General features: G+C 74.1%; 17 protein-coding genes. 9 read left to right on the top strand and 8 right to left on the bottom strand.

Annotated elements, in window-relative coordinates; all coding sequences use genetic code 11:
- Window positions 1-127: 127 nt before the first annotated feature.
- On the bottom strand, window positions 128-853 hold the full coding sequence (locus ACFYZ4_RS36280) for a TetR/AcrR family transcriptional regulator (protein WP_384351409.1): 726 nt from the start codon (window positions 851-853) through the stop codon (window positions 128-130).
- Between the two features lie 73 nt (window positions 854-926).
- On the opposite strand from ACFYZ4_RS36280, the gene ACFYZ4_RS36275 reads away from it, so the two are divergent.
- The 3 genes from ACFYZ4_RS36275 to ACFYZ4_RS36265 are packed head-to-tail and all read left to right on the top strand — an operon-like array spanning window position 927 to window position 3972.
- The gene (locus tag ACFYZ4_RS36275; protein ID WP_351294650.1) at window positions 927-1889 is read left to right on the top strand and encodes an ATP-binding cassette domain-containing protein; all 963 of its coding nucleotides are present in this window, start codon (window positions 927-929) and stop codon (window positions 1887-1889) included.
- A complete protein-coding gene (locus ACFYZ4_RS36270) occupies window positions 1886-2683 on the top strand; it encodes an ABC transporter permease (RefSeq protein ID WP_390785977.1) in 798 nt (265 codons plus the stop codon). The genes ACFYZ4_RS36275 and ACFYZ4_RS36270 overlap by 4 nt, the downstream gene beginning before the upstream one ends.
- A gap of 56 nt (window positions 2684-2739) precedes the next feature.
- Entirely contained in the window at window positions 2740-3972 is a 1233-nt protein-coding gene (locus ACFYZ4_RS36265) for a CaiB/BaiF CoA transferase family protein (protein ID WP_390785976.1), read from the top strand.
- Window positions 3973-4021: 49 nt separating this feature from the next.
- On the opposite strand, the gene ACFYZ4_RS36260 is transcribed toward ACFYZ4_RS36265, so the two are convergent.
- Window positions 4022-4291, bottom strand: a complete 270-nt coding sequence (locus ACFYZ4_RS36260; RefSeq protein ID WP_351294643.1) for a hypothetical protein — start codon at window positions 4289-4291, stop codon at window positions 4022-4024.
- A gap of 280 nt (window positions 4292-4571) precedes the next feature.
- Between ACFYZ4_RS36260 and ACFYZ4_RS36255 the strand changes: the two genes are divergently transcribed.
- A complete protein-coding gene (locus tag ACFYZ4_RS36255) occupies window positions 4572-6296 on the top strand; it encodes a serine/threonine-protein kinase (protein WP_390785975.1) in 1725 nt (574 codons plus the stop codon).
- On the opposite strand, the gene ACFYZ4_RS36250 is transcribed toward ACFYZ4_RS36255, so the two are convergent.
- Window positions 6266-7066, bottom strand: coding sequence for an SGNH/GDSL hydrolase family protein (locus ACFYZ4_RS36250; protein ID WP_351294659.1), 801 nt, complete (start codon window positions 7064-7066; stop codon window positions 6266-6268). The two genes, ACFYZ4_RS36255 and ACFYZ4_RS36250, sit on opposite strands and share 31 nt — an antisense overlap.
- Window positions 7067-7271: 205 nt before the next feature.
- Between ACFYZ4_RS36250 and ACFYZ4_RS36245 the strand changes: the two genes are divergently transcribed.
- The gene (locus ACFYZ4_RS36245) at window positions 7272-8369 is read left to right on the top strand and encodes a DUF5925 domain-containing protein (protein ID WP_390785974.1); all 1098 of its coding nucleotides are present in this window, start codon (window positions 7272-7274) and stop codon (window positions 8367-8369) included.
- 36 nt (window positions 8370-8405) lie between these two features.
- On the opposite strand, the gene ACFYZ4_RS36240 is transcribed toward ACFYZ4_RS36245, so the two are convergent.
- A complete protein-coding gene (locus ACFYZ4_RS36240; RefSeq protein WP_390785973.1) occupies window positions 8406-8795 on the bottom strand; it encodes a GntR family transcriptional regulator in 390 nt (129 codons plus the stop codon).
- 144 nt (window positions 8796-8939) lie between these two features.
- Between ACFYZ4_RS36240 and ACFYZ4_RS36235 the strand changes: the two genes are divergently transcribed.
- On the top strand, window positions 8940-9422 hold the full coding sequence (locus ACFYZ4_RS36235) for a DUF402 domain-containing protein (protein WP_390785972.1): 483 nt from the start codon (window positions 8940-8942) through the stop codon (window positions 9420-9422).
- Window positions 9423-9475: 53 nt separating this feature from the next.
- On the opposite strand, the gene ACFYZ4_RS36230 is transcribed toward ACFYZ4_RS36235, so the two are convergent.
- Window positions 9476-9841 (bottom strand): hypothetical protein, encoded by a 366-nt coding sequence (locus ACFYZ4_RS36230; RefSeq protein WP_351294628.1) that lies wholly within the window; start codon window positions 9839-9841, stop codon window positions 9476-9478.
- Between the two features lie 258 nt (window positions 9842-10099).
- Between ACFYZ4_RS36230 and ACFYZ4_RS36225 the strand changes: the two genes are divergently transcribed.
- Window positions 10100-11173 carry a lytic polysaccharide monooxygenase gene (locus ACFYZ4_RS36225; RefSeq protein WP_390785971.1) on the top strand — a complete coding sequence of 358 codons (1074 nt, stop codon included), beginning with the start codon at window positions 10100-10102 and terminating at the stop codon, window positions 11171-11173.
- An 88-nt stretch (window positions 11174-11261) separates the two neighbouring features.
- Here ACFYZ4_RS36225 and ACFYZ4_RS36220 read toward each other — a convergent pair whose 3' ends face one another.
- The 3 genes from ACFYZ4_RS36220 to ACFYZ4_RS36210 form a co-directional block, all read right to left on the bottom strand.
- Window positions 11262-12122 (bottom strand): alpha/beta fold hydrolase, encoded by an 861-nt coding sequence (locus ACFYZ4_RS36220; RefSeq protein ID WP_351294622.1) that lies wholly within the window; start codon window positions 12120-12122, stop codon window positions 11262-11264.
- Window positions 12123-12279: 157 nt separating this feature from the next.
- Window positions 12280-13278 carry a hypothetical protein gene (locus ACFYZ4_RS36215; protein WP_384351390.1) on the bottom strand — a complete coding sequence of 333 codons (999 nt, stop codon included), beginning with the start codon at window positions 13276-13278 and terminating at the stop codon, window positions 12280-12282.
- Complete coding sequence (locus tag ACFYZ4_RS36210; RefSeq protein WP_390785970.1) at window positions 13275-16829, bottom strand: DNA polymerase III subunit alpha; 3555 nt, start codon at window positions 16827-16829, stop codon at window positions 13275-13277. Before ACFYZ4_RS36210 ends, ACFYZ4_RS36215 begins: the two co-directional genes overlap by 4 nt.
- A 157-nt stretch (window positions 16830-16986) precedes the next feature.
- Here ACFYZ4_RS36210 and ACFYZ4_RS36205 point away from each other — a divergent pair, with 157 nt between their 5' ends.
- Together ACFYZ4_RS36205 and ACFYZ4_RS36200 are read left to right on the top strand one after the other, a co-directional pair.
- Window positions 16987-18051: a DUF3533 domain-containing protein gene (locus ACFYZ4_RS36205; protein ID WP_390785969.1), complete on the top strand. Its 1065-nt coding sequence runs from the start codon at window positions 16987-16989 to the stop codon at window positions 18049-18051.
- 419 nt (window positions 18052-18470) lie between these two features.
- Window positions 18471-19655, top strand: a complete 1185-nt coding sequence (locus tag ACFYZ4_RS36200) for an AAA family ATPase (RefSeq protein ID WP_351294611.1) — start codon at window positions 18471-18473, stop codon at window positions 19653-19655.
- The last annotated feature ends 352 nt before the right edge of the window (window positions 19656-20007 follow it).

Here is a 20007-nt window from a genome sequence, read left to right as displayed (position 1 = left end):
CGGGGGGGGGGGGGGGGGTGGGGGGGGGGGGGGGGGGGGCGGGGGGGGGGGGGTGGGGGGGGGGGCCCCGGGGGGGCGCGCCCCCCCCGGCCCCCCCCCCCCCCGCGCCCCCGCGAGCCCCACTCCCCTACGACCCCCACGCCCCCAGCAGCCGCGACATCGAGCGCTCGAACACCGCGTCCATGTCCAGACCCGCGCCCGGGACCGGGCCGCCGCCCGTGAGGGCCGCCGCCAGCCGCGGGTACTCCCCCGTGGCCAGCCGGGAGCCGAGCCAGGCCGTCCGTACGCCCTGCTCCTCCGCCTCGCTCCACGGCAGGGTCCGGGCCCGCTCGGCCAGGGCCAGTTCGCCCGCCACGTAGGTCGCGACGGCGCCGTTGACCGCGGCGACCAGCTCCAGCTTCTCGGCGTCCGGCGCGTCCAGCGGCGCCAGGCTGTCCAGGCTGTGCTCCAGGTAGCGCAGGGCGTTCGGGCCGAAGCCGTACACGGGGCTGAGCAGGCGCGGCAGCCAGGGGTGGCGGTGCATCAGCGCGCGCGTCTGCCGGGCCAGCGCCAGCTGGTCGGCCCGCCAGTCGCCGGTCGGCGGGGTGAACTCGTACTCCCCGCTGACGGCGTCGACCATCAGCTCGTACAGGTCCTCCTTGCGGGGCACGTAGTTGTAGAGGGACATCGTCCCCGCACCGATCCCGGCGGCCACGCGCCGCATCGAGACGGCCTCGATGCCCTCCGCGTCGGCGACGCGCACCGCCTCGGCCGCGATGGACTCGCGGCTGTGCGCCGGCCTGGGGCCGCGGCCGGCCCGCTGGGGCCGGGACCAGATCACTTCGGGTTCAGCGGGTCGCCCGCCGGCTGTCATCGCTCAGATCACCTCGTCGTCTCGCCCCCATCTTAGTTACGTACGTCGTACGTAGTGAGGTACGGTGTCGCACATGACGACTACGTACGCTGTACTTAGTGAGGGTCTGGAGAAGAGCTACGGGGAGGTCCACGCCCTGCGCGGCCTCGACCTCGCCGTCCCCGAGGGCACGGTCTGCGGCCTCCTCGGCCCCAACGGCGCGGGCAAGACCACCGCCGTCCGGATCCTCACCACCCTCACGGCACCCACCGCCGGCCGCGCCCTCGTCGCCGGCCACGACGTCACCCGCGAGCCCGCCGCCGTCCGCCGCGCGATCGGCGTCACAGGCCAGTACGCCTCCGTCGACGGGGACCTGACGGGCCGCGAGAACCTCCGGCTCTTCGCCCGGCTCGCCGGACTGCGCGGCTCCGCGGGCCGGGTCCGCGCCGACGCACTGCTGGAGCGGTTCGGGCTCACCGAGGCCGCCGACCGGGTGGCCGCCACCTGGTCCGGAGGCATGAAGCGGCGCCTGGACCTGGCCGCCGGCCTGGTCACCCGCCCCCGGGTGCTGTTCCTCGACGAGCCCACCACCGGCCTGGATCCGGCGGCCCGCGAGCAGATCTGGAGCGCGGTGCGCGAACTCGCCGAGGAGGGCACCACGGTGCTGCTCACCACCCAGTACCTGGAGGAGGCCGACCGGCTCGCCGACGACATCGTGGTCGTCGACCGCGGCCGGGTGGCCGCCAGCGGCACCCCGGCCGGGCTCAAGGCCCGCATCGGCGCCTACGCGGAGGTCACGGTGACCGACCGCGCGGCGCTCTCCGGCGCCGCCTGCGTCCTCGACCAGCTCACCGGGGGCCGTCCCGTGCTCGACGAGGAGCGGCTGACGGTCGGCGCGACCGTCCTCGACAGCGGGCTCACCCTGCCGCGGATCATCCGGGAGCTCGACACCGCCGGCGTTCCGGTCACCGACGCCGGCCTGCGCCCGCCCACCCTCGACGAGGTGTTCCTGCGCCTCACCCAGGCCCGTCCCGCCGACCAGGAGTACGCCGCATGAGCACCCTGCTGTCCGACGGCGGAGCCGTCTTCACCCGCCAGCTCCAGAAGGCCCGGCACGCCCCCGCGCTGCTGATCCTCACGCAGACCATGCCGATCACCATGCTGCTGTTCTTCGGCTACGTCTTCGGCAGCGCCCTCGCCATGCCGGGCGCCGAGTACCGGGAGTTCCTGGTGCCCGGGCTGCTCGCCGCCACCGCCGCGAACGGCCTGATGACCGGCATGTTCACGGCGGCGCAGGACGCCCACCGCGGCGTGATGGACCGCTTCCGCACCCTGCCGATGAGCCGCACCGCCGTCCCGCTCGGCCAGACGGCCGCCGATCTGCTCACCACGGGCGTGTCGATGGTGCCGCTGATGCTGGTGGGGCTGGCGATGGGCTGGCGCATCGAGAACGGCCTGCCCGGCGCGCTGGGCGCCCTGGGCGTGCTGCTGCTGTTCCGCTTCGCCACCGCGTGGGTGGGCACGTACCTCGGCCTGCTGAGCAGGAGCGAGGAGGCGGCGGGCCAGCTCGGCAGCGCCACCTTCGTGCTGCCGATGCTGTCCAGCGCGTACCTGCCGACCGCCGGGCTGCCCGGATGGCTGCGCGCGGTCTCCGAGTGGAACCCGATCAGCGCCGTCGCCACCGCCGTGCGCGAGCTGTGCGGGAACGCCGGGGCCGAGCCGGTCGCGGGCGCGGCCTGGCCGGCGGCGCATCCCGTGGCCGGGGCCCTGCTGTGGTCGGTGCTGCTCCTCGCGCTGTTCGTGCCGCTGGCCACGCGCAGGTTCGCGCGCGGGGAGGCGGCGCGCGGATGACGCATGTCACCAGCGCGTGTGGTGACAGTTCCCGCCCGAGCCGGTAGGCAGGGCCCATGGCTACCGAAACGGCTCCCGAACCGGCCTCCGATCCGGACTCCGAACCGCTCCCGCTGGACGGCATCACCGTCGTCGCCGTCGAACAGGCCGTCTCGGCCCCCTTCGCCACCCGGCAGCTCGCCGACCTCGGCGCACGGGTGATCAAGGTCGAGCGTCCCGACGGCGGCGACTTCGCGCGCGGCTACGACACCGCCGCGCACGGCCTCGCCTCGCACTTCGTCTGGGCCAACCGGGGCAAGGAGTCGATCGCGCTCGACCTGAAGGACCCGCGCGGCCGGGAGGTCCTGCACGGCCTGCTGGCCGACGCCGACGTGTTCGTGCAGAACCTCGCGCAGGGCGCCGCCGCCCGGCTCGGCCTCGACTCGGCCGCGCTGTGCGCGCGCTACCCGCGGCTGGTCGCCGTGGACGTCTCCGGCTACGGCCCCGAGGGCCCGTACGCCCACAAGCGCGCCTACGACATGCTCGTGCAGTGCGAGGCGGGACTGGTCTCGGTGACCGGAACGCCGGAGCAGCCCGTCAAGGCGGGGATCCCGGCGGCGGACATCGCGGCGGCCATGTACGCCTTCTCGGGGGTCCTCGCCGCCCTGCTGCGCCGCGGGGTCACCGGGCGCGGGGGCAGGGTGGAGGTGTCCATGCTGGACGCGCTGGCCGAGTGGATGGGACATCCGCTGCACCACACGATGCACGGCGGGGAGCAGCCCGTGCGCACCGGACTCGCGCACGCGGTGATCGCGCCCTACGACGCCTACCCGACGGCCGACGGGGACCGGGTGCTGCTGTCGGTGCAGAACGACCGCGAGTGGCACCGCCTCGCCCAACAGGTGCTGGAGCGGCCGGAGTTGGCGGAGGATCCGGCGTACGCGACGAACACGGCGCGCACGTCGAACCGGGAGAAGACCGACGCGGTCGTGGCGGAGGCACTGGGCCGACTGGGCGCGGACGAGGCGATCGGCCGGCTGGAGGCGGCGGGGATCGCCTGCGCGCGGCTGAACTCGGTGGCCCAGCTGGCCGGGCATCCGCAGCTGGCGGCCCGGGACCGCTGGCGGGAGGTGGAGTCACCCGTGGGTCCGCTGCGGGCCCTGCTGCCGCCGATCGGGCTGCCGGGCGGCGCGGCACCGCACATGGGTGCGGTGCCCGCGCTGGGCGAACACACCGAAGCCCTGCTGCACGCCCTGGGGATGGCGGACGCGCAGATCTCGGAACTGCGCCGGGACGGTGTGATCGGGTAGGGCCGGGAGGCCGCGGGCCCGGGGGCCGACGGCCGCGGTGCGGGGACGGTTACGAACGGCGGCTGCCGAAGAGCGTGCGACGCAGACGGCGCAGCGGCGCGAAGAGCGAGACGCGCGCGCTCCGGCTCCGCAGACGGTGCGTGTGGTCGCGGGAGGTGAGCTCGCGCATCAGCAGGGTCGCCTCCGCCGTCTCCCGGTGCGGGACGGCGGGTCCGCCCAGCACGGCGAGATGGCGGTCGAGGCGCGAACTGCTCGCGCCGCTGCCGCAGTTGATGGCAGGCACGCGAGGCGGCCTGCTGCGCATAGCTATCTGTTCCATGTTCTCTCCCCACCCGTACGAGGGCACCCGGCCCGGGCAGGTTAACCCTATCGCCCCCGCGTCGCCCCCGGGTATCCCGGTGGTGTGAATTACCCCTATGGGGACGGGTAGTTGACGATTACTCAGCGGAGTCGATCGTCACTCTCCGCACAGAGGTGACGCTGCGGAAGGTCGCGCCGCGAGTCCCGTCACGACCGGAGCCACTTGACACACACTGCGCTAACTTGGAGTGATCGCCCGATGACACGCGGGCGCACGGCGACGCACTCGGGGGGCCCGTGTGAGTGAGGAATCGAACTCCGATCGCGTCGTGTCGGGGCGCTACCGGCTGCTGGAACAGATCGGCCGCGGCGGGATGGGCGTCGTGTGGCGGGCCCGGGACGAGGTGCTGGCCCGCGACGTGGCCGTCAAGGAGGTACGGGCACCCGCCGGACTGGACCCCGCCGAACTGCAGCGCATGTACCGGCGGCTGGAGCGGGAGGCCTGGGCCGCGGCCCGCGTCTCGCACCGCGGGGTCGTCACCGTCTACGACGTGGCGTCCGAGGACGGGCGGCCCTGGATCGTGATGGAGCTGGTGCGCGGGCTCTCGCTGGCCGACGTACTGGAGGCCGAGGGGCCGATGAGCCCGCAGCGCGCCGCGCACATCGGGGAACAGGTGCTGTCCGCGCTGCGCTCCGCGCACGACGCGGGGGTGCTGCACCGGGACGTGAAACCGGGCAACGTGCTGATCGCCAATGACGGCCGGGTGGTGCTCGGCGACTTCGGGATCGCGAGCCTGGAGGGCTCCTCCGCGATCACCATGACGGGCGAGGTGGTCGGATCCCCCGAATTCCTGGCGCCCGAGCGCGCGTTGGGACGCGATCCGGGACCCGGGTCGGACCTGTGGTCGCTCGGGGTCATGCTCTACGCGGCCGTCGAGGGGGTCACGCCGTTCCGGCAGGCCACCCCGCTGGACACCCTGCGGGCCGTGGTGGACGCGGAGTTGCCGCCGCCGCGCCGGGCCGGGGCGCTGGAGCCCGTACTGGAGGGGCTGCTGCGCAAGGATCCGGCCGAGCGGCTGCCCGCGGCGGAGGCGGCCCGGATGCTGCGGGTGGTGGGCGCGGGCGGAGCCGTACGGGCCTCCGGCGGGCCGGTGTCGGGCCCGGACTCGCCGACGGCCGTCGCGCGCCCCGGGCACGAGGCGCGGGGCGGCGGGGTACTGGCGGGCCGGGGGGCCTTCGGCCTGCACGGCGAACCGGTGGGACCGTACGGGCAGCCCACGCCGCCGATGCCCGTACCGGGACCGGGGCACGGTCCGGTGGAACGCGAGGGCCGGGCCGGACTGGTACTGGCGGCCGGCATCGCGATCCTGGCGCTCGCCCTGGTCGCGCTGGCGTGGGTGTTGCTGAAGGACCGCGGGGACGCGGACGGCCGCGGCGGCGGCGCGGGTGCTCCGACGGGGGCGGCGACCACGGCCCAGACCGTTACCACGAGCCCCTCGGCCGCCCCGTCCGCCTCGCCTTCGGCCTCCGTCTCGGCTTCCGCCTCGGCCACCGCGGGGCAGCACCTCTCGGTGTACGTCGTCGCCGTGCGCTCGGCCTACACGGGCAGCTGCCCGCCGGCCGAGGACCACGCGCCCGCCTTCACCGCCACCGTCGAGGTGGAGCGGATCCCGGTGGTGCTGGAGTACCGCTGGGCCACGCGCAGCGGGCGGACCTCCGGTCCCGGCTGGCAGTCCGTCACGTACGAGGCGGACGGGCCGCGGAGCCGGCGGCTGGAGCACTTCGAGCTCGCGCACGTCCCGGACGCCACCTTCGAGGACGCGGTCCGGCTGGAGGTGCGCAAGCCTGCGGAGGTGACCACCCAGTGGGTGACCACCTCCGTGACGTGCAGGAAGGAGACCCCGACGGCCGGGCCCTCCTCCCCCGCGGCGAGCACGTCGCCGCCCTCGCCGTCGGCGAGCGCGGCGGCGAGCCCCGCGGCCGGCCGGGCGGATCAGGCCGCGTTGGTGAAGGCGGGCAGGTAGCCGCCGGACTGTCCGGCGGCGGTCGGGTGGTACGACTCGCCGATGTTCAGCCAGTTGACGCTGTGCAGCCACGCGTTGCCGGAGCAGATCTCGTGGCCCGTGAAGGCTCCGGCGACCGAGGCGAAGGTGAAGCCGTGGTCGGCGGCGCGTTTGGCGATGGCGGCGTTGAGGTGGTCGGCGGCGCCGTTGATGGCGGCGCGTTCACCCTCGGTCAGGCCGGTGGTGCAGGTGCCGTTCAGCTTGTAGAAGCGGGGATAGCCGAGGACGACGACACGGGCGGCGGGCGAGCGGCTGTCGATGGCGTTGTAGACCTGGTCGAGCCGGCCGGGGAGGGTGGAGTTCACGTAGGCCTTGGCCTGGTTCACGCGGCTCACGCAGGTGGATTCGGACTGGAGCACACAGGTCGTCATGACGTCGGAGAATCCGGCGTCGTTGCCGCCGATGGTGATGCTGACCAGGTCGGTGCCGGAGTTGAGCGGGGCGAGCTGGTTGGCGAGGACATCGTCCGTACGGGCGCCCGAGCAGGCGGTGAAGGAGAAGGTCTGCGGGGAATGGGCGGCGGCCCAGAGGGCCGGGTAGGCGCGGGGGGTGCGCTTGCAGTTGCCGCTCGCGCTGTCGTAGCTCCCGGCGCCGACGCCGGAGGAGTACGAGTCGCCCAGGGCGACGTAGCCGAAGTCGGCGGCGGCGGTGGCCGGGGAGGCGCCGAACAGGGCGGCGCCCGCGGCGAGTAAGAGGGAGGAGGTGAGGGCGGCGAAGCGCGACAGTCTCATGCTCATGTGTGCGGCTCCTTGTGGGGGTTACTCCTGAGTCCGTGGTACAAGCAGCCGGGGCTGACTGGAAGTGTCCATGCCAAGAATGTTCGGGGCAGATCGCGGCCCGAATCTTCACTCCGAATGCGTTTGAAGAGGGAACTTGGCCACCCGATCCGGCGAAACACGGGTGCACGAGGGCACGGTGTGCCGGATCATGGGCGCCATGCCAGCCAACCCGCATGACGCGCTGCCGATCCGGCTCAACGTCGACGACAGCGACTCGCCGTCGGACGTCGTCGATGCGCTGTTCCTCGGCCGGTTCGCCTCCGGTGAGCAGCCGTTCTCGCACAGCGTGTCGATCGAGCGGGTCAAGGCGGACGCGACCCTCCTGCCGCCGCAGGCCACGGTGTTGCGCTCGGCGCGCGACAGCGACCGCAGCGCCATCCTCGCCGAGGGCGAGGGCTGGACCGTGCTCGTCTCCCGCTGGAGCCGCGGCGCGGACGTGACCGTGACGGCGGTCAGCGACGAACTCGCGGAAAAGGTGCTCGGCGAGGCCACGGAAGGGGTGCAGGACGAGCCCGAACCGCAGCCGGAGAACGTCACGATGGGCTTCTGGTACGTCTCCCCGCGCCGCGGACCGTACCGGACGACCCGCCAGATCGCCGCCGGGACCTGGGCGGAGGTGCGGCCGAACTACACCGCGCCGGTGGCCGGGGCGATGGACCGGCTGATGAAGGTGACCCCGGACGACATCGCGGGCCGGCTGCTCCTGCTGCACGGCCCGCCGGGCACCGGCAAGACCTCCGCCCTGCGCACGCTGGCCCGGTCCTGGCGGGACTGGTGCCAGGTGGACTGCGTACTGGACCCGGAGCGGCTGTTCAACGACGTGGGCTACCTGATGGACATCGCGATCGGCGAGGACGAGGGCACGTCGAAGGGCCGCTGGCGGCTGCTGCTGCTGGAGGACTGCGACGAGCTGATCCGCGGCGAGGCGCGGCACACCGCGGGGCAGGCGCTGTCACGGCTGCTGAACCTGACGGACGGACTGCTGGGGCAGGGCCGCAATGTGCTGGTCGGCGTGACGACCAACGAGGACCTGGAACGGCTCCACCCGGCGGTGGTCCGGCCGGGGCGCTGCCTGGCCCGCATCGAGGTGGGCCGGCTGACCCACCGGGAGGCGGTGGACTGGCTGGGCACGGACGAGGGCGTTTCCCGCGAGGGCGCCAGCCTGGCGGAACTCTTCGCCCTGCGGCGCGGCTCGGGCCCGGCGGCGATCCTGCCGCCGCAGCCGCACACGTCGGAGGCGGGGCTGTACCTGTAGCTGCGCCGGGGAGGCGGACGCCGCCCGCCGAGACGGTCAGCGGGCGGAGTACCGGGCCCGGAGGGCTTCGGTGGCGGCGGCGACCGCCTCGGCCTGGGTGAGGCCCAGCCGATGGGCACGCTCCGCATAGGCCTGCGCGGCGGACGCGGCCTCGCGGGAGGCCCCCTCGCCCACCGCCGCGACGAAGGTCCCGTTCCGGCCGCGCGTCTCGATCACCCCGTCCGCCTCCAGCGCCCGGTACGCCTTCGCCACGGTGTTCGCGGCCAGCCCGAGCTCCTCCGCCAGCCCCCGTACCGTCGGCAGCTTGAAGCCCGCCGGCAGTTTCCCCGACCGGGCCCGGTCCGCGATCTGTGCGCGCAGCTGTTCGTACGGGGCGGCCGACCCGGCCGAGCCGTCGAGGGTGATCTTCAGGTTTGTCGAGGTCACGCGGGTGATTGTCCCTCATCGCCGGTTAATTGGGAGGCGGCCTGCGCGAAAGCGCCCGTAGCGTCTGCCGCACGACCGCCACACGACCGCCGCGTCGATCCGCGACGATCCGCGACGATCCGCGACGAAGGAACTGGAGACAGCGTGACCGAGCAGCTGACCGTCGTCCTGACCAAGGCCGGACGGACCAAGATCCGCTATCCGGCGGCGCGGGTCGCCGACGACGGCGACCGGATCTCCGTACGCGCCCCGTGGGCGGCCGACGGCGTGCGGGACTTCGGCTTCGTCCGCTTCGAGCCGGGCGACGTGTTCGTCGAGCACTTCTGGCGCACGCGCTGGTACGCGGTCAAGGAGGTGTGGACCGGCGACGGCGTCCTCAAGGGCTGGTACTGCGACGTGACCCGCCCGGCCCTGGTACAAGCCGGGGAGATCCTCGTGGAGGACCTGGACCTCGACCTGTGGGTCTCGGCGGACGGGACCTACGTCCTGCGGCTGGACGAGGACGAGTTCGCCGAGAGCGGGCTCGTCACGAGCGACCCGGAGGCGGCCGCCCAGGCCGTCCGGGCCCTCGACGCCCTGGACGACCAGGCCCGCTCGACGGCCGGCCTGCGCGCCCTCCTGCCGTAGGACGGCCGGGCGCGGCCTCCTCCCGCACCCCTGCCGCCCCGCCGGCGTACCGGCTACGCGTCCTCGTCGAAGACCCCGGCCTCCACTTCGAGGGCGAGCCGCTGCAGGACCTCGATCGCGGAGACGTCCGTCTGGCCGCTGTCGTGCTCGATGGCGAGGCTCGTGAAGGCCAGGCTGAACCCCGCGACCATGGTCTGCAGGGCGGGCCCGAGCGCCTGCGCGACCAGGCGGGCCACCTGCTCGGGGGACGAGTCGGCCGGCACGCTGATCGAGGGCAGCATCTCGTTCAGCAGGTTGGTGACCACCCGGGTGTCCGTTTCCGGGCCGTCGTCCTCCTCGCCTGCCTCCGCCGCCCGGCGGATCTCCTGGGCCTCCGTGAGGATGCCGATGACTCGTTTGAGAACCTCTGCTCGCCTCATCCCCGGAGCGTAGCCCCCACACCCGGGCGCCAACCCACCCGAAGCCCGCTTCCTGAGGCGGCTCTTGTCCCCGCCTTAAGAGGACCCTAAAGATCCGCTCCAGGGGGTCGGAGCAGGCGAAAGGCGTGGTGCGGGGGGCTAGCTTGGCCGGGCCAGGACAGGAAGGGCCGCACGTGGCGCCGCCGGGGGGCGGCGCCGCCGAGCCCGATTCCGATTCCGCTGGCGCGCCCCCGCCTTGTGCCCGAAGGAGATCCACCCATGCCCGCACGCCGCCGTACCGTGACGCTCACCCGTATCGCCTCCGCAGGATTCGCCCCGCTGGCGCTGGCCGCCTACGCCGCCGCTCCCGCGGTCGCGCACGGCTCGATGACGGACCCGGTCAGCCGGGTGGCGGCGTGCTACGCGGAGGGCCCGGAGTCGCCGAAGTCGGCGGCCTGCAAGGCGGCCGTGGCCTCAAGCGGGGCGCAGGCGTTCTACGACTGGAACGCCGTGAACATCGCCAACGCGGCGGGGAACCACCGGGCGTTGATCCCGAACGGCCGGCTGTGCTCCGCCGGCAACGACAAGTACCAGGGGCTGGACCTGGCCCGGGCCGACTGGCCGGCCAGCCCGATGACCGCGGGTGCGCACACCTTCCGCTACAAGGGCACGGCCCCGCACAAGGGTTCCTTCGAGCTGTACGTGACGAAGGACGGGTACGACCCGACGAAGCCGCTGAAGTGGTCCGACCTGGAGTCCGCGCCGTTCGCGAAGGCCACGGACCCCGGCATGCAGAACGGCGACTACGTCTTCTCGGGGACCGTCCCGAACAAGTCCGGCCGCCACCTGATCTACAGCATCTGGCAGCGCTCGGACAGCCCGGAGGCCTTCTACACCTGCTCGGACGTGGTCTTCGGCAAGGACAACGGGGGCGGGGGCGGCGGCAACGGCGGCACCGGCACCACGCCGAGCACCAAGCCCAGCACGGCGGCGTCACCGAGCTCCAAGCCCGACACCGGTACCGGCACCGGCACCGGGTCCAAGCCGTCCGACCAGCCGTCCGACCAGCCCTCCGCCCCGACGGACCAGCAGATCGCCGAGGGCGCGGACAAGTCCACGGTGGAGCACAACGGCCACGGCGACAACGACCCGAAGACGAACGGCAGCACCGCCGCCGCCCTCCCGGTCCCCTCGCAGTCCGCGGCGGGCCGCAACCTCGCGGAGACGGGCGGCAACGGCGCCACCCCGGCGATCGCGATCGCCGGGGCCGGCGCCCTGGCCGTCGGCGCGGCCGTGCTGTTCGGAGTGGCCCGCCGCCGCGCGACGACGACGGCGGGCCGCCACGGCCGCTAGCCCACCGGTTCACCGGTGAACCGGTGAACCGGTGAACCGGTGAACCGGTGAACCGGTGAACGTCGCGGGCCGCCTGCGCCGCCTCCCGTCAGTCGAAGACGGAGGCGCAGGTGGTCCGTTCGGCGTGCGCCGGGTCGAGGGCGTTGAGCGCCTCGTGCCAGGCGATGCGGTCGGTGAGCCCGATGGCGACGTGCTCCGAGAGGTCCAGCACGCACAGGTCCTGGAGTACGACGTTCCGTACGTTCGGCCCGTCCAGGAACGCGCTCCGGTACGGCGTGACCACCTCGTCGTACTTGGTGGCGATCACCGTGTACTTCACCCCCGGCACGGTGTCCCCGCCCGCGTTCAGCTTCTGCTGGAAGGCGGATCCGGCGATCTGGTCGGCGAGGCCCGGGGTCGCGGTGCTGATCAGGTCTTCGGCCCCGGGGAAGTACGGGAGGAGCCTGGTGAATCCGAGCAGGGTGGTGCCGTGGTTGTCGGGGGCGAGTCCGACCAGCGCGTTGACCTTCTCGGCGCCGCCGAGGAACTTCAGGTAGTAGCGCGGCATCATGCCGCCCTGCGAGTGGCCGATGATGTCGGTCTTGGCGGAGCCGGTGGCGGCGAGCACCCTGTCGACGAAGACGTCGAGCTGCCCGGCGGACTTGTCGATGGGACCGAGCCCGTTGAAGAAGGGCACGCCGGGCAGCTGCCCGTAGTCGAGGGAGTAGACGCAGTACCCGCGGTGCACGAGGTACGGCGCGAGTCCGAGCCAGTTGTCGACGGAGTTGCCGAAGGTGCCGTGCACAAGGACGACGGGGCGGGGGTGCGCGGCGGACGGCTTGCACGACCAGTTGTTCCAGCCGCTGCTGGGGGCGGACGCGGCCTGCGCTGCGCCGGTGGGGGCGACGAGTGCGGCGGCGGTGAGGGCGAGGACGGCCAGCGGGCGGAGCAGGCGTCTCCAGGGCAGCATCGTGTGATCTCCTTGCGTTCGACTCAAGGGGATGGGGCGTGGGGGTTCGTCCCGTGATCCGGATCACAAGGGGGCGCTGCTGCCGCTAAATTACGGGTGAGTAGCAACACAGGGAAGTTACGCGTCGGTAAAAACTCGCGTGTCGCCCGATCGTCCGTCAGGCGGCCAGTGAGCCACGGGCGATGGCCTGCGGCCCGAAGCGCGCGCGGACCCGGTCCGTGACGGCTTCCAGCCGCCGCGCCTTCTCGTCCTCCGGGTCGAAACTGAGCTGCCGCACGGCCCGTTCGGCCGGGGTCAGGCCCTCGGCCCGCAGGGACAGCGCGCGGACCCGGGCGCGTTGCAGGCCGAGGCCCTCGTAGAGGGCGTAGGCCGCGGCGGTCAGGGTGGCCGAATGCGCGGTGGGTTCGGTCAGCGTGCGGGTGCGGGTGAGCGTGGTGCGGTCGGCGCAGCGGACGGTGAGCGAGAGGGCCCGGCAGACCTGCCCCCGGTCCGGTCCTTGTGTACGAAGCCGCGCACCGAGCTCCTCCGTCAGCGAGAGCAGGGCCCGCCGGTGCCGAACGGGGTCCAGCTCGTCCCGGTCGAAGAGCCGCTCGGCGGCGATGGTGCGGGCGGCCGCACCCGGCCGGACAGGGGTCCGGTCGACGCCGAGCGCGCGTTCGTGCACCTCGCGGCCGAGCCGGGCGCCGAGGATCCGCCGCAGGGCGGCGGGCGGGGCATCGGCGACCCGGCCGACGGAGTCGAGGCCGTAGGAGCACAGGGTGCGGGCGGCCCTGGGACCGACCCCGTCGAGGACGGTGACGGGCTTGCCCGCCAGGAACTCCCGTACGGCGGCGGGCTCGTCGGGGATCACCAGGGTGTCCCCGGGCCGGGCCTCGCGGGCCGCCGCCCGGGCCAGCATGGGATTGCCGGCCACGCCGACGGCGGCGTCCACGCCGTACAGGGCGAGGGACCTGACCCGGATCACGGCGGCCAGCCGGCGGGCGTCGCAGCCGAAGTAGCGCAGCGCGCCCCGGACATCGGCGAGGGCGGTGTCGGGCGCCAGGGCCTGCACGGCCGGGGTGATCCCGCCGAGCAGCGCGAGCACCCCGGCGTACGCCCCGGCCCCGAGCGGTCCCCCGCCGGCGGGGCGCAGCCGCAGGCACATCACGGTGCTCATCCCGCGCTCCCCGGGCTGGAGTGCCACAGCTTGCGGCCGGTCGCGGGGCCGGTGCCCGGGGGCTGGAGGTCGGCCCACGGGTTCATCTCGTACCCCGTGGACATGCGGATCCGGCGCTCGGGGAGCCGCTCCTCCCCCGCCGCACGGTCACCACCCTCACCACCATCACCGCCTTCGCTGCCGGGGGCGGCCGGCTCGGCCGCGAGCCGGGCCGCCACCGCGTCCAGGCCGCCCGCCGCCCGCAGTTCCACCAGCTCCGCCAGGTTCCACGCCGCCGCCCCGACCACGCTCAGGCTCTGCGGGCCCCGCCGCTGCACGACACCCCGTACCAGCAGCAGGAAGGAGTGGAAGACGGTGTGCGCGCACCGCTCGTGGCTGTCGTCGAAGAAGGCCAGGTCGACCAGGCCCGTCCCGTCGTCCAGGGTGGTGAAGATGACCCGCTTCCCGGAGCGGATCGGCGGGGTCTGGGTGGCCGCCTTGGCCCCCGCGACCAGCACGGTCTGCCCGTGCGCGGTGTCCCGCAGCCGGTTCGCCGGGACCACTCCCAGTTCGGCCAGGAAGGCGTGGTGGTCCCCCATCAGGTGCCGCGAGGCGTCCATGCCGAGGACGCCCAGCTCGGCGCTGAGCCGTTCCGCCTCGGTGAGGTCGGGCAGCCCGACGGAGGCCGTGGACCGGCCGCCCTCCAGCGGGAGTTGGGGGCCGCGGACCCCGGCCGCCCGCTGGGCGCCGTGCAGTTCGGTCAAGTGCAGCAGCAGATCACGCCGGTTGGCGCCGAAGGCGTCCAACGCCCCCACCTGCGCCAGTCGTTCCGCGACCGGGCGGCCCGGGTGCGCCCGGTCCCAGAAGTCGCGCAGGGAGGCGTACGGCTGTCCGTCCTCGATCCGGCCGGCCTCGGCCCCGCTGATGCCGTGGACGTCGGACAGGCCCAGGCGCAGCCCCCACGCCGCCCGGACGGCGACATCGGACACCAGTTCGATACGAGGGGCGGCCGCCGACCGGTTCACGTCCAGCGGCAGCACCGGCACGCCCCGCCGCCGCGCGTCCGCCAGCAGCAGCCGCTTCGGGTACATCCCCGGATCGTGGGTCAGCAGCCCGGCGTAGAAGGCCGCCGGGTGGTGCGCCTTCAGCCACGCCGACTGGTACGTGGGCACGGCGAAGGCCACCGCGTGCGCCTTGCAGAATCCGTAACTGCCGAAGGCCTCCACGATCTCCCAGGTCCGCGCGATCACCTCCACCGGATAGCCGCGCCCGCCCGCCTCCGCCGCGAACCAGACCTTGATCCGCGCCTGCGACTGCGGGTCGGACAGACCGCGCCGCACGCGGTCCGCCTCGTCCCGCCCGCAGCCGGTCATCACGTGCACGATCTCGATGATCTGCTCGTGGAAGACCACCACCCCGTAGGTCTCGCGCAGCGCTTCCGCCAGGTCCGGGTGCGGGAAGCGGACCGGCGCCCGCCCGTGCCGGGCCTCGATGAAGGGGCGCACCATGTCGGCGGCCACCGGCCCCGGCCGGAAGAGGGAGATGTCGACGACCAGGTCGTGGAAGGTCGACGGCTGCAGCCGCCCCACCAGGTCGCGCTGGCCCGGCGATTCGATCTGGAAGCAGCCCAGCGTCTCGGCCGAGCGGATCAGCTCGTACGTGGCCCGGTCCCCCGGCGGCACCTGCGCCGGGTCGTCCAGGTCGAGCTCCTCCCCCGTGCCGCGCCGGACCTCCGCGACGGCGTACGCCATCGCGGACTGCATCCGTACGCCCAGCACGTCCAGCTTGAGCAGCCCGAGCTCCTCCACGTCGTCCTTGTCGAACTGGGACATGGGGAAGCCCTCGCCGCTGGTGGGCACCACGGGCGTACGGGCGAGCAGGGAGGCGTCGGAGAGCAGCACCCCGCACGGGTGCATGGCGATCCCGCGCGGCAGCGCGTCCAGTGATTCGACGAGCTCCCACAGCCGCCCGTACGACTCCCCGCGTACGTCACGCAGTTCGGGGAGTTCCGCCAGCGCGGCGCGGGCGTCGCGGGCCCGGATGTGCGGGAAGGACTTGGCGAGCCGGTCGATGACGGCCGGGTCCATGGACAGGGCGGCGCCGACGTCGCGGACGGCGTGCCGGACCCGGTAGGTCTCGGGCATGGAGACGGTGGCGACGCGCGCGGTGCCGAACCGGTCGATGATGCGCCGGTAGACCTCCAGCCGGCGGGCGGACTCCACGTCGATGTCGATGTCGGGCAGGACGCGCCGGCGCTTGGACAGGAAGCGTTCCATCAGCAGGCCGTGCGCGACGGGGTCGGCGTGCGCGATGCCGAGCAGGTGGTTGACGAGGGAGCCGGCGCCGGAGCCGCGGGCCGCCACCCTGATCCCCATCTCCCGTACGTCGTCGACGACTTGGGCGACCGTCAGGAAGTACGAGGCGAAACCGTGGTAGGCGATGACGTCCAGCTCGTGGTGCATCCGCTCCCAGTACGCGCGGTCGTCCGCGTATCCGCGCAGCACCATGCCCGCCGAGGCCCGGGAGGCGAGGACGCGCTGGGCGCTGCGGTGGGCGGCGCCGACGAGCCGGGCCTCGGGGAAGTGCACGGAGCCCATGCCGAGGTCGTCCTCGGGGTCCACCGCGCAGGCCCCGGCAGTACGGGAAGTCTCCGCGAGCAGGCGCCTGGCGTCGGCGGGGCGCAGCCCGGCGGCCCGGGCGATGCGGTCGGCGGCCTCGGCCATGGCGGCGGGGTCCTTGAGCCAGCGTTCGCCGGTGTCGAGGGGCCCGCGGGGGTCGATGGGGACCAGGCGGCGGGCCGCGTCGAGGATGTCCGCGACCGGGCCCTGGCCTCGGTCGGCGTAGCGGACGGCGTTCGTGAGCACGGCCGGGACGCCCTGTTCGGCGGCGAAGCCGACGGTACGGGCGGCCAGCCGCAGCGAGCCGGGCCCGGTGCCGGTGCGGCCGTGGTGGACGGCCTCCAGCCGCAGCGAGTCGCCGTAGATCTCCCGCCAGGGCGCGAGCAGCCGGACGGCCCGGTCGGGGCGGCCCGCGGCGAGCGCCCGGCCCACTTCGGAGCCGGGGCCGAGGAGGACGAAGACGCCCTCCCCGCGCAGGGCCTCCCAGGGCAGCAGCGGAACCTCGGCGGCCCCCGCGTGGGCGGCGGTGACCATCCGGCACAGCTCGGCCCATCCGGCGGCGCCGTCCCGGGCCAGGAAGACGGCCCGCGCGGCGGACTCGTCGACGAAGGCCCCGCCCTTGACGGGGGTGCGGCGGCGGTACGAGGCCTCGGCGGAACCCGCCCGGCCGGCGGACCCGGGACCTTTGGCGGAGCCGGCCGAGCCCCCCGACCCGGCCGACCCCGCCGACCCCGCCGAAGACGACACGGCCAGGTCCACCCCGAACAGCGGCCGGATGCCCGCCTTCACGCACGCCTTCGCGAACCGCACCGCGCCCGCGAGGGTGTCGCGGTCGGTCAGGGCGAGGGCGTCCATACCCCGCTCGGCGGCACGTTCCGCCAGCCGTTCGGGGTGCGAGCCTCCGTAGCGCATGGAGAACCCCGAAACGGTGTGCAGATGCGTAAAACCAGGCACCCGCGGCCTCCTGCTTCGCTCGTTGAACACCTCCTCCCCCACTCCCCACCATAGAGCAATTCGAATATTCGTGCGAAACACTTGTTCGATCATCTGAGGTCATCCATTCGGCCCGCCCCTGCTGCGCCCCGCTCCCGGTACGCCGAGCGTGTGGAACATGACCCAGCCCACCGAGAGCGCCGACGCAGGCCCGTCCACAGGCTTCCTCGCCGAGGTCAAGGACGCTGTGACCACCCGGGCAGCCCTGCTGGTCCTGGGGGTGCTGGCCCTCCAGCTCGCCTTCATCACCTCGTACATCGGGGCCTTCCACCATCCGAAGCCCAGCGAGATCCCGATCGCCGTGACCGCCCCCCTCGCTCCGGTGGCCGAACAGACGGCGAAGCAGCTCGGCGCCCTGCCCGGCGAACCGCTCGACCCCAGCGTCGTCAAGAACGAGGCCGCGGCCCTCGACCAGGTCAGACACCGGGACGTCGACGCCGCGCTGATCGTCGACCCCCGCGGCACGACCGACCGGCTGCTGGTCGCCTCCGGCGCCGGCGCCTCGCTGTCCCAGGCCGTGGAAGAGGTCGTCGGCTTCGTCGAGAAGACCCAGGGCCGGACCCTGCGGGTCACCGACGTGGCCCCGGCCGGCAAGGGCGACAGCCGCGGCCTGAGCTCCTTCTACCTGGTCATCGGCTGGTGCGTGGGCGGCTACCTGTGCGCCGCGATCCTCGCGATCAGCGCCGGCGCCCGGCCCGCCAACGGACACCGCGCCGTCATCCGGCTCGGCGCGCTGCTCTTGTACGCGATCGCCGCCGGGCTGCTCGGCACGGTCATCGCGGGCCCGATCCTGGGCGCGCTGCCCGGCAACGTCATGGGCCTGTGGGGGCTGGGCACCCTGGTCGTCTTCGCGGTCGGCGCGATCACCCTCGCCTTCCAGGGGCTGGCGGGCGTGATCGGCATCGGCCTGGCGATCCTGCTGGTGGTGGTCCTCGGCAACCCGAGCGCCGGCGGCGCCTACCCGTACCCGCTGCTGCCGCCGTTCTGGAGCGCCATCGGCCCGGCCCTGCCGCCGGGCGCCGGTACGTACGCCGCGCGCTCCATCACGTACTTCCGGGGGAACGGCGCGGGCGGGCCGCTGCTGGTGCTCGCCGCCTGGGCGGTGGCCGGCTCGGCGATCACCCTCGCCTGCGCCCTACTCCGCAAGCCCCACCCGGCCCGGGGCAGCGACCTCCCGAACTGACGCTTGCCCTACGGGCGGCTAGGCAGGCTCTCCGACGGGCCCGTCGGCGGGGTCGGTCGCAGCACCGCACCGGGATGCGGTTGCCCTGCGGGCCGCCAGGCGGGCTTGTCGGCGGGGTCGGTCCGTGGCGCCGCGCCGGGATGTCTCCTCGGCTCGCGCCTGCGGGCATGTCAAGGCCGCTAAGGGCGGTTGCGCGCTCGTCCTGCGGGGACACCCCGACACGTCCCCACTCCCCTCCGCGGTCGAAGCCGGGCCGTGGGGCGGGGACACGCGGGAGGGTCCCCGCAGGACGAGCGCGCAACCCAGGCCGCACAACTCGACCATCCCCGCAGGCGCGAGCCGAGGAGACCCTCCCGCGGGGCACCGACCCACACCCCTCACCGCCGAGCCGCCCGCAGGGCACCCGGCATGATCGGGGAGTGATTACCACCCTCGCCGTCGAGAACTACCGCTCCCTGCGCAAACTCGTCGTCCCCCTCGGCCGGCTCACCGTCGTGACGGGCGCCAACGGGACGGGCAAGTCCAGCCTCTACCGCTCGCTGCGCCTGCTCGCCGACTCCGCACGCGGCGGGGCGATCGCGGCGCTGGCCAGGGAGGGCGGGCTGCCCTCCACCCTGTGGGCCGGGCCGGAGAAACTGGCCCGGGCCGTGCGCGAGGGGCACCAGCCGCTCCAGGGCACGGTCCGCAGCGAGCCGGTCAGCCTCCGTCTGGGCTTCGCGGGCGACGAGTTCGGCTACGCGGTCGACTTCGGGCACCCGGCCCCGGTCCCCGACTCCCTCTTCGCCCTCGATCCCGAGATCAAGCGCGAGTGCACGTGGGCGGGCCCGGTCCTGCGCCCGGCGGCGCTGCTCTCCGACCGGGCAGGCCCGGCCGTGCGGACCCGCACCGCCGACGGCGGCTGGCACCGTACGCAGAACGCCGTACGCCCGTACGACTCCATGCTCAGCGAGCTCGCGGACCCCCAGCTGGCCCCTGACCTCCTCGCGCTGCGCGACCTGATCCGGTCCTGGCGGTTCTACGACCACGTCCGCACCGACGCCGAGGCCCCCGCCCGGATCCCGCGGGTCGGCACCCGTACGCCCGTGCTCAGCGCCGACGGCTCGGACCTGCCCGCCGCGCTCCAGACGATCCGCGAGATCGGGGACCACGCCGCGCTGGACGAGGCCGTCTCGGCGGCCTTCCCCGGCAGCCGGGTCTCCGTCACCGACCGCGACGGCCGCTTCGAGCTGGAACTGCACCAGCACGGCCTGCTGCGCCCGCTGGGCGCGGCCGAGCTCTCCGACGGCACCCTGCGCTACCTGCTGTGGACGGCGGCCCTGCTGACCCCGCGGCCGCCCGCCCTGATGGTCCTCAACGAGCCGGAGACCAGCCTCCACCCGGACCTGCTGGACCCGCTCGCGGACCTGATCCTCACGGTGAGCCGGGACACCCAGACGGTGGTGGTCACCCACGCGGCCCCGCTGGCCGAGGCCCTGGCCGCCGGCACCCGCCGGCACCGGGTGGACCTGCGGACCATCACCCTGATCAAGGAGTTCGGCCGCACCGAGGTGGCCGGCCGCGAGGGCCCCCTGGACGAACCCCTCTGGCACTGGCCCAAACGCTAAGTGGCTGCGCCGCTCGGGCCTGGCCGAGGTGGGGGCCGGATGTGCCGGGGCCGGGCGCCGGTTGGCTGCGCCGCTCGGGCCAGGTCGGAGGTGGGGCCGGTTGTGCCGGGGCCGGGCGCGCGCCGGGGCGTCTCCTCGGACGCCGAACGTGACGAGGGGTCGGAGCGCGGAGCCTTGTTGTGTTCGGCGCCCTGCGGGGATCACCCCGACACACACCCGACCCCGCCCCAACCGGCCCGGCTGCTATCCCAACCCCTGCCACCTTTCGGCTTCGCCGCACCATCCGGCCTCGCCGCTCCAACTTCAGCCTCGCCGGCGTTTGAGGAGGGGGGTCCCCCCGGACGGAGTCTGG

The organism is Streptomyces sp. NPDC001513 (genome assembly GCF_042894695.1).
GTDB lineage: Bacteria > Actinomycetota > Actinomycetes > Streptomycetales > Streptomycetaceae > Streptomyces.
The sequence above is the reverse complement of the archived record's forward strand: the minus strand, read 5'-3'. Positions and strand labels throughout refer to the sequence as shown.

What these genes read in the sequence shown, in the direction of transcription:
- ACFYZ4_RS36280 (WP_384351409.1), bottom strand. Translation starts at nt 853, where the DNA reads ATGACAGCCGGCGGGCGACCCGCTGAACCCGAAGTGATCTGGTCCCGG.
- ACFYZ4_RS36220 (WP_351294622.1), bottom strand. Translation starts at nt 12,122, where the DNA reads ATGCTGCCCTGGAGACGCCTGCTCCGCCCGCTGGCCGTCCTCGCCCTC.
- ACFYZ4_RS36225 (WP_390785971.1), top strand. Translation starts at nt 10,100, where the DNA reads ATGCCCGCACGCCGCCGTACCGTGACGCTCACCCGTATCGCCTCCGCA.
- ACFYZ4_RS36205 (WP_390785969.1), top strand. Translation starts at nt 16,987, where the DNA reads ATGACCCAGCCCACCGAGAGCGCCGACGCAGGCCCGTCCACAGGCTTC.
- ACFYZ4_RS36250 (WP_351294659.1), bottom strand. Translation starts at nt 7,066, where the DNA reads ATGAGACTGTCGCGCTTCGCCGCCCTCACCTCCTCCCTCTTACTCGCC.
- ACFYZ4_RS36275 (WP_351294650.1), top strand. Translation starts at nt 927, where the DNA reads ATGACGACTACGTACGCTGTACTTAGTGAGGGTCTGGAGAAGAGCTAC.
- ACFYZ4_RS36215 (WP_384351390.1), bottom strand. Translation starts at nt 13,278, where the DNA reads ATGAGCACCGTGATGTGCCTGCGGCTGCGCCCCGCCGGCGGGGGACCG.
- ACFYZ4_RS36265 (WP_390785976.1), top strand. Translation starts at nt 2,740, where the DNA reads ATGGCTACCGAAACGGCTCCCGAACCGGCCTCCGATCCGGACTCCGAA.
- ACFYZ4_RS36230 (WP_351294628.1), bottom strand. Translation starts at nt 9,841, where the DNA reads ATGAGGCGAGCAGAGGTTCTCAAACGAGTCATCGGCATCCTCACGGAG.
- ACFYZ4_RS36245 (WP_390785974.1), top strand. Translation starts at nt 7,272, where the DNA reads ATGCCAGCCAACCCGCATGACGCGCTGCCGATCCGGCTCAACGTCGAC.
- ACFYZ4_RS36270 (WP_390785977.1), top strand. Translation starts at nt 1,886, where the DNA reads ATGAGCACCCTGCTGTCCGACGGCGGAGCCGTCTTCACCCGCCAGCTC.
- ACFYZ4_RS36260 (WP_351294643.1), bottom strand. Translation starts at nt 4,291, where the DNA reads ATGGAACAGATAGCTATGCGCAGCAGGCCGCCTCGCGTGCCTGCCATC.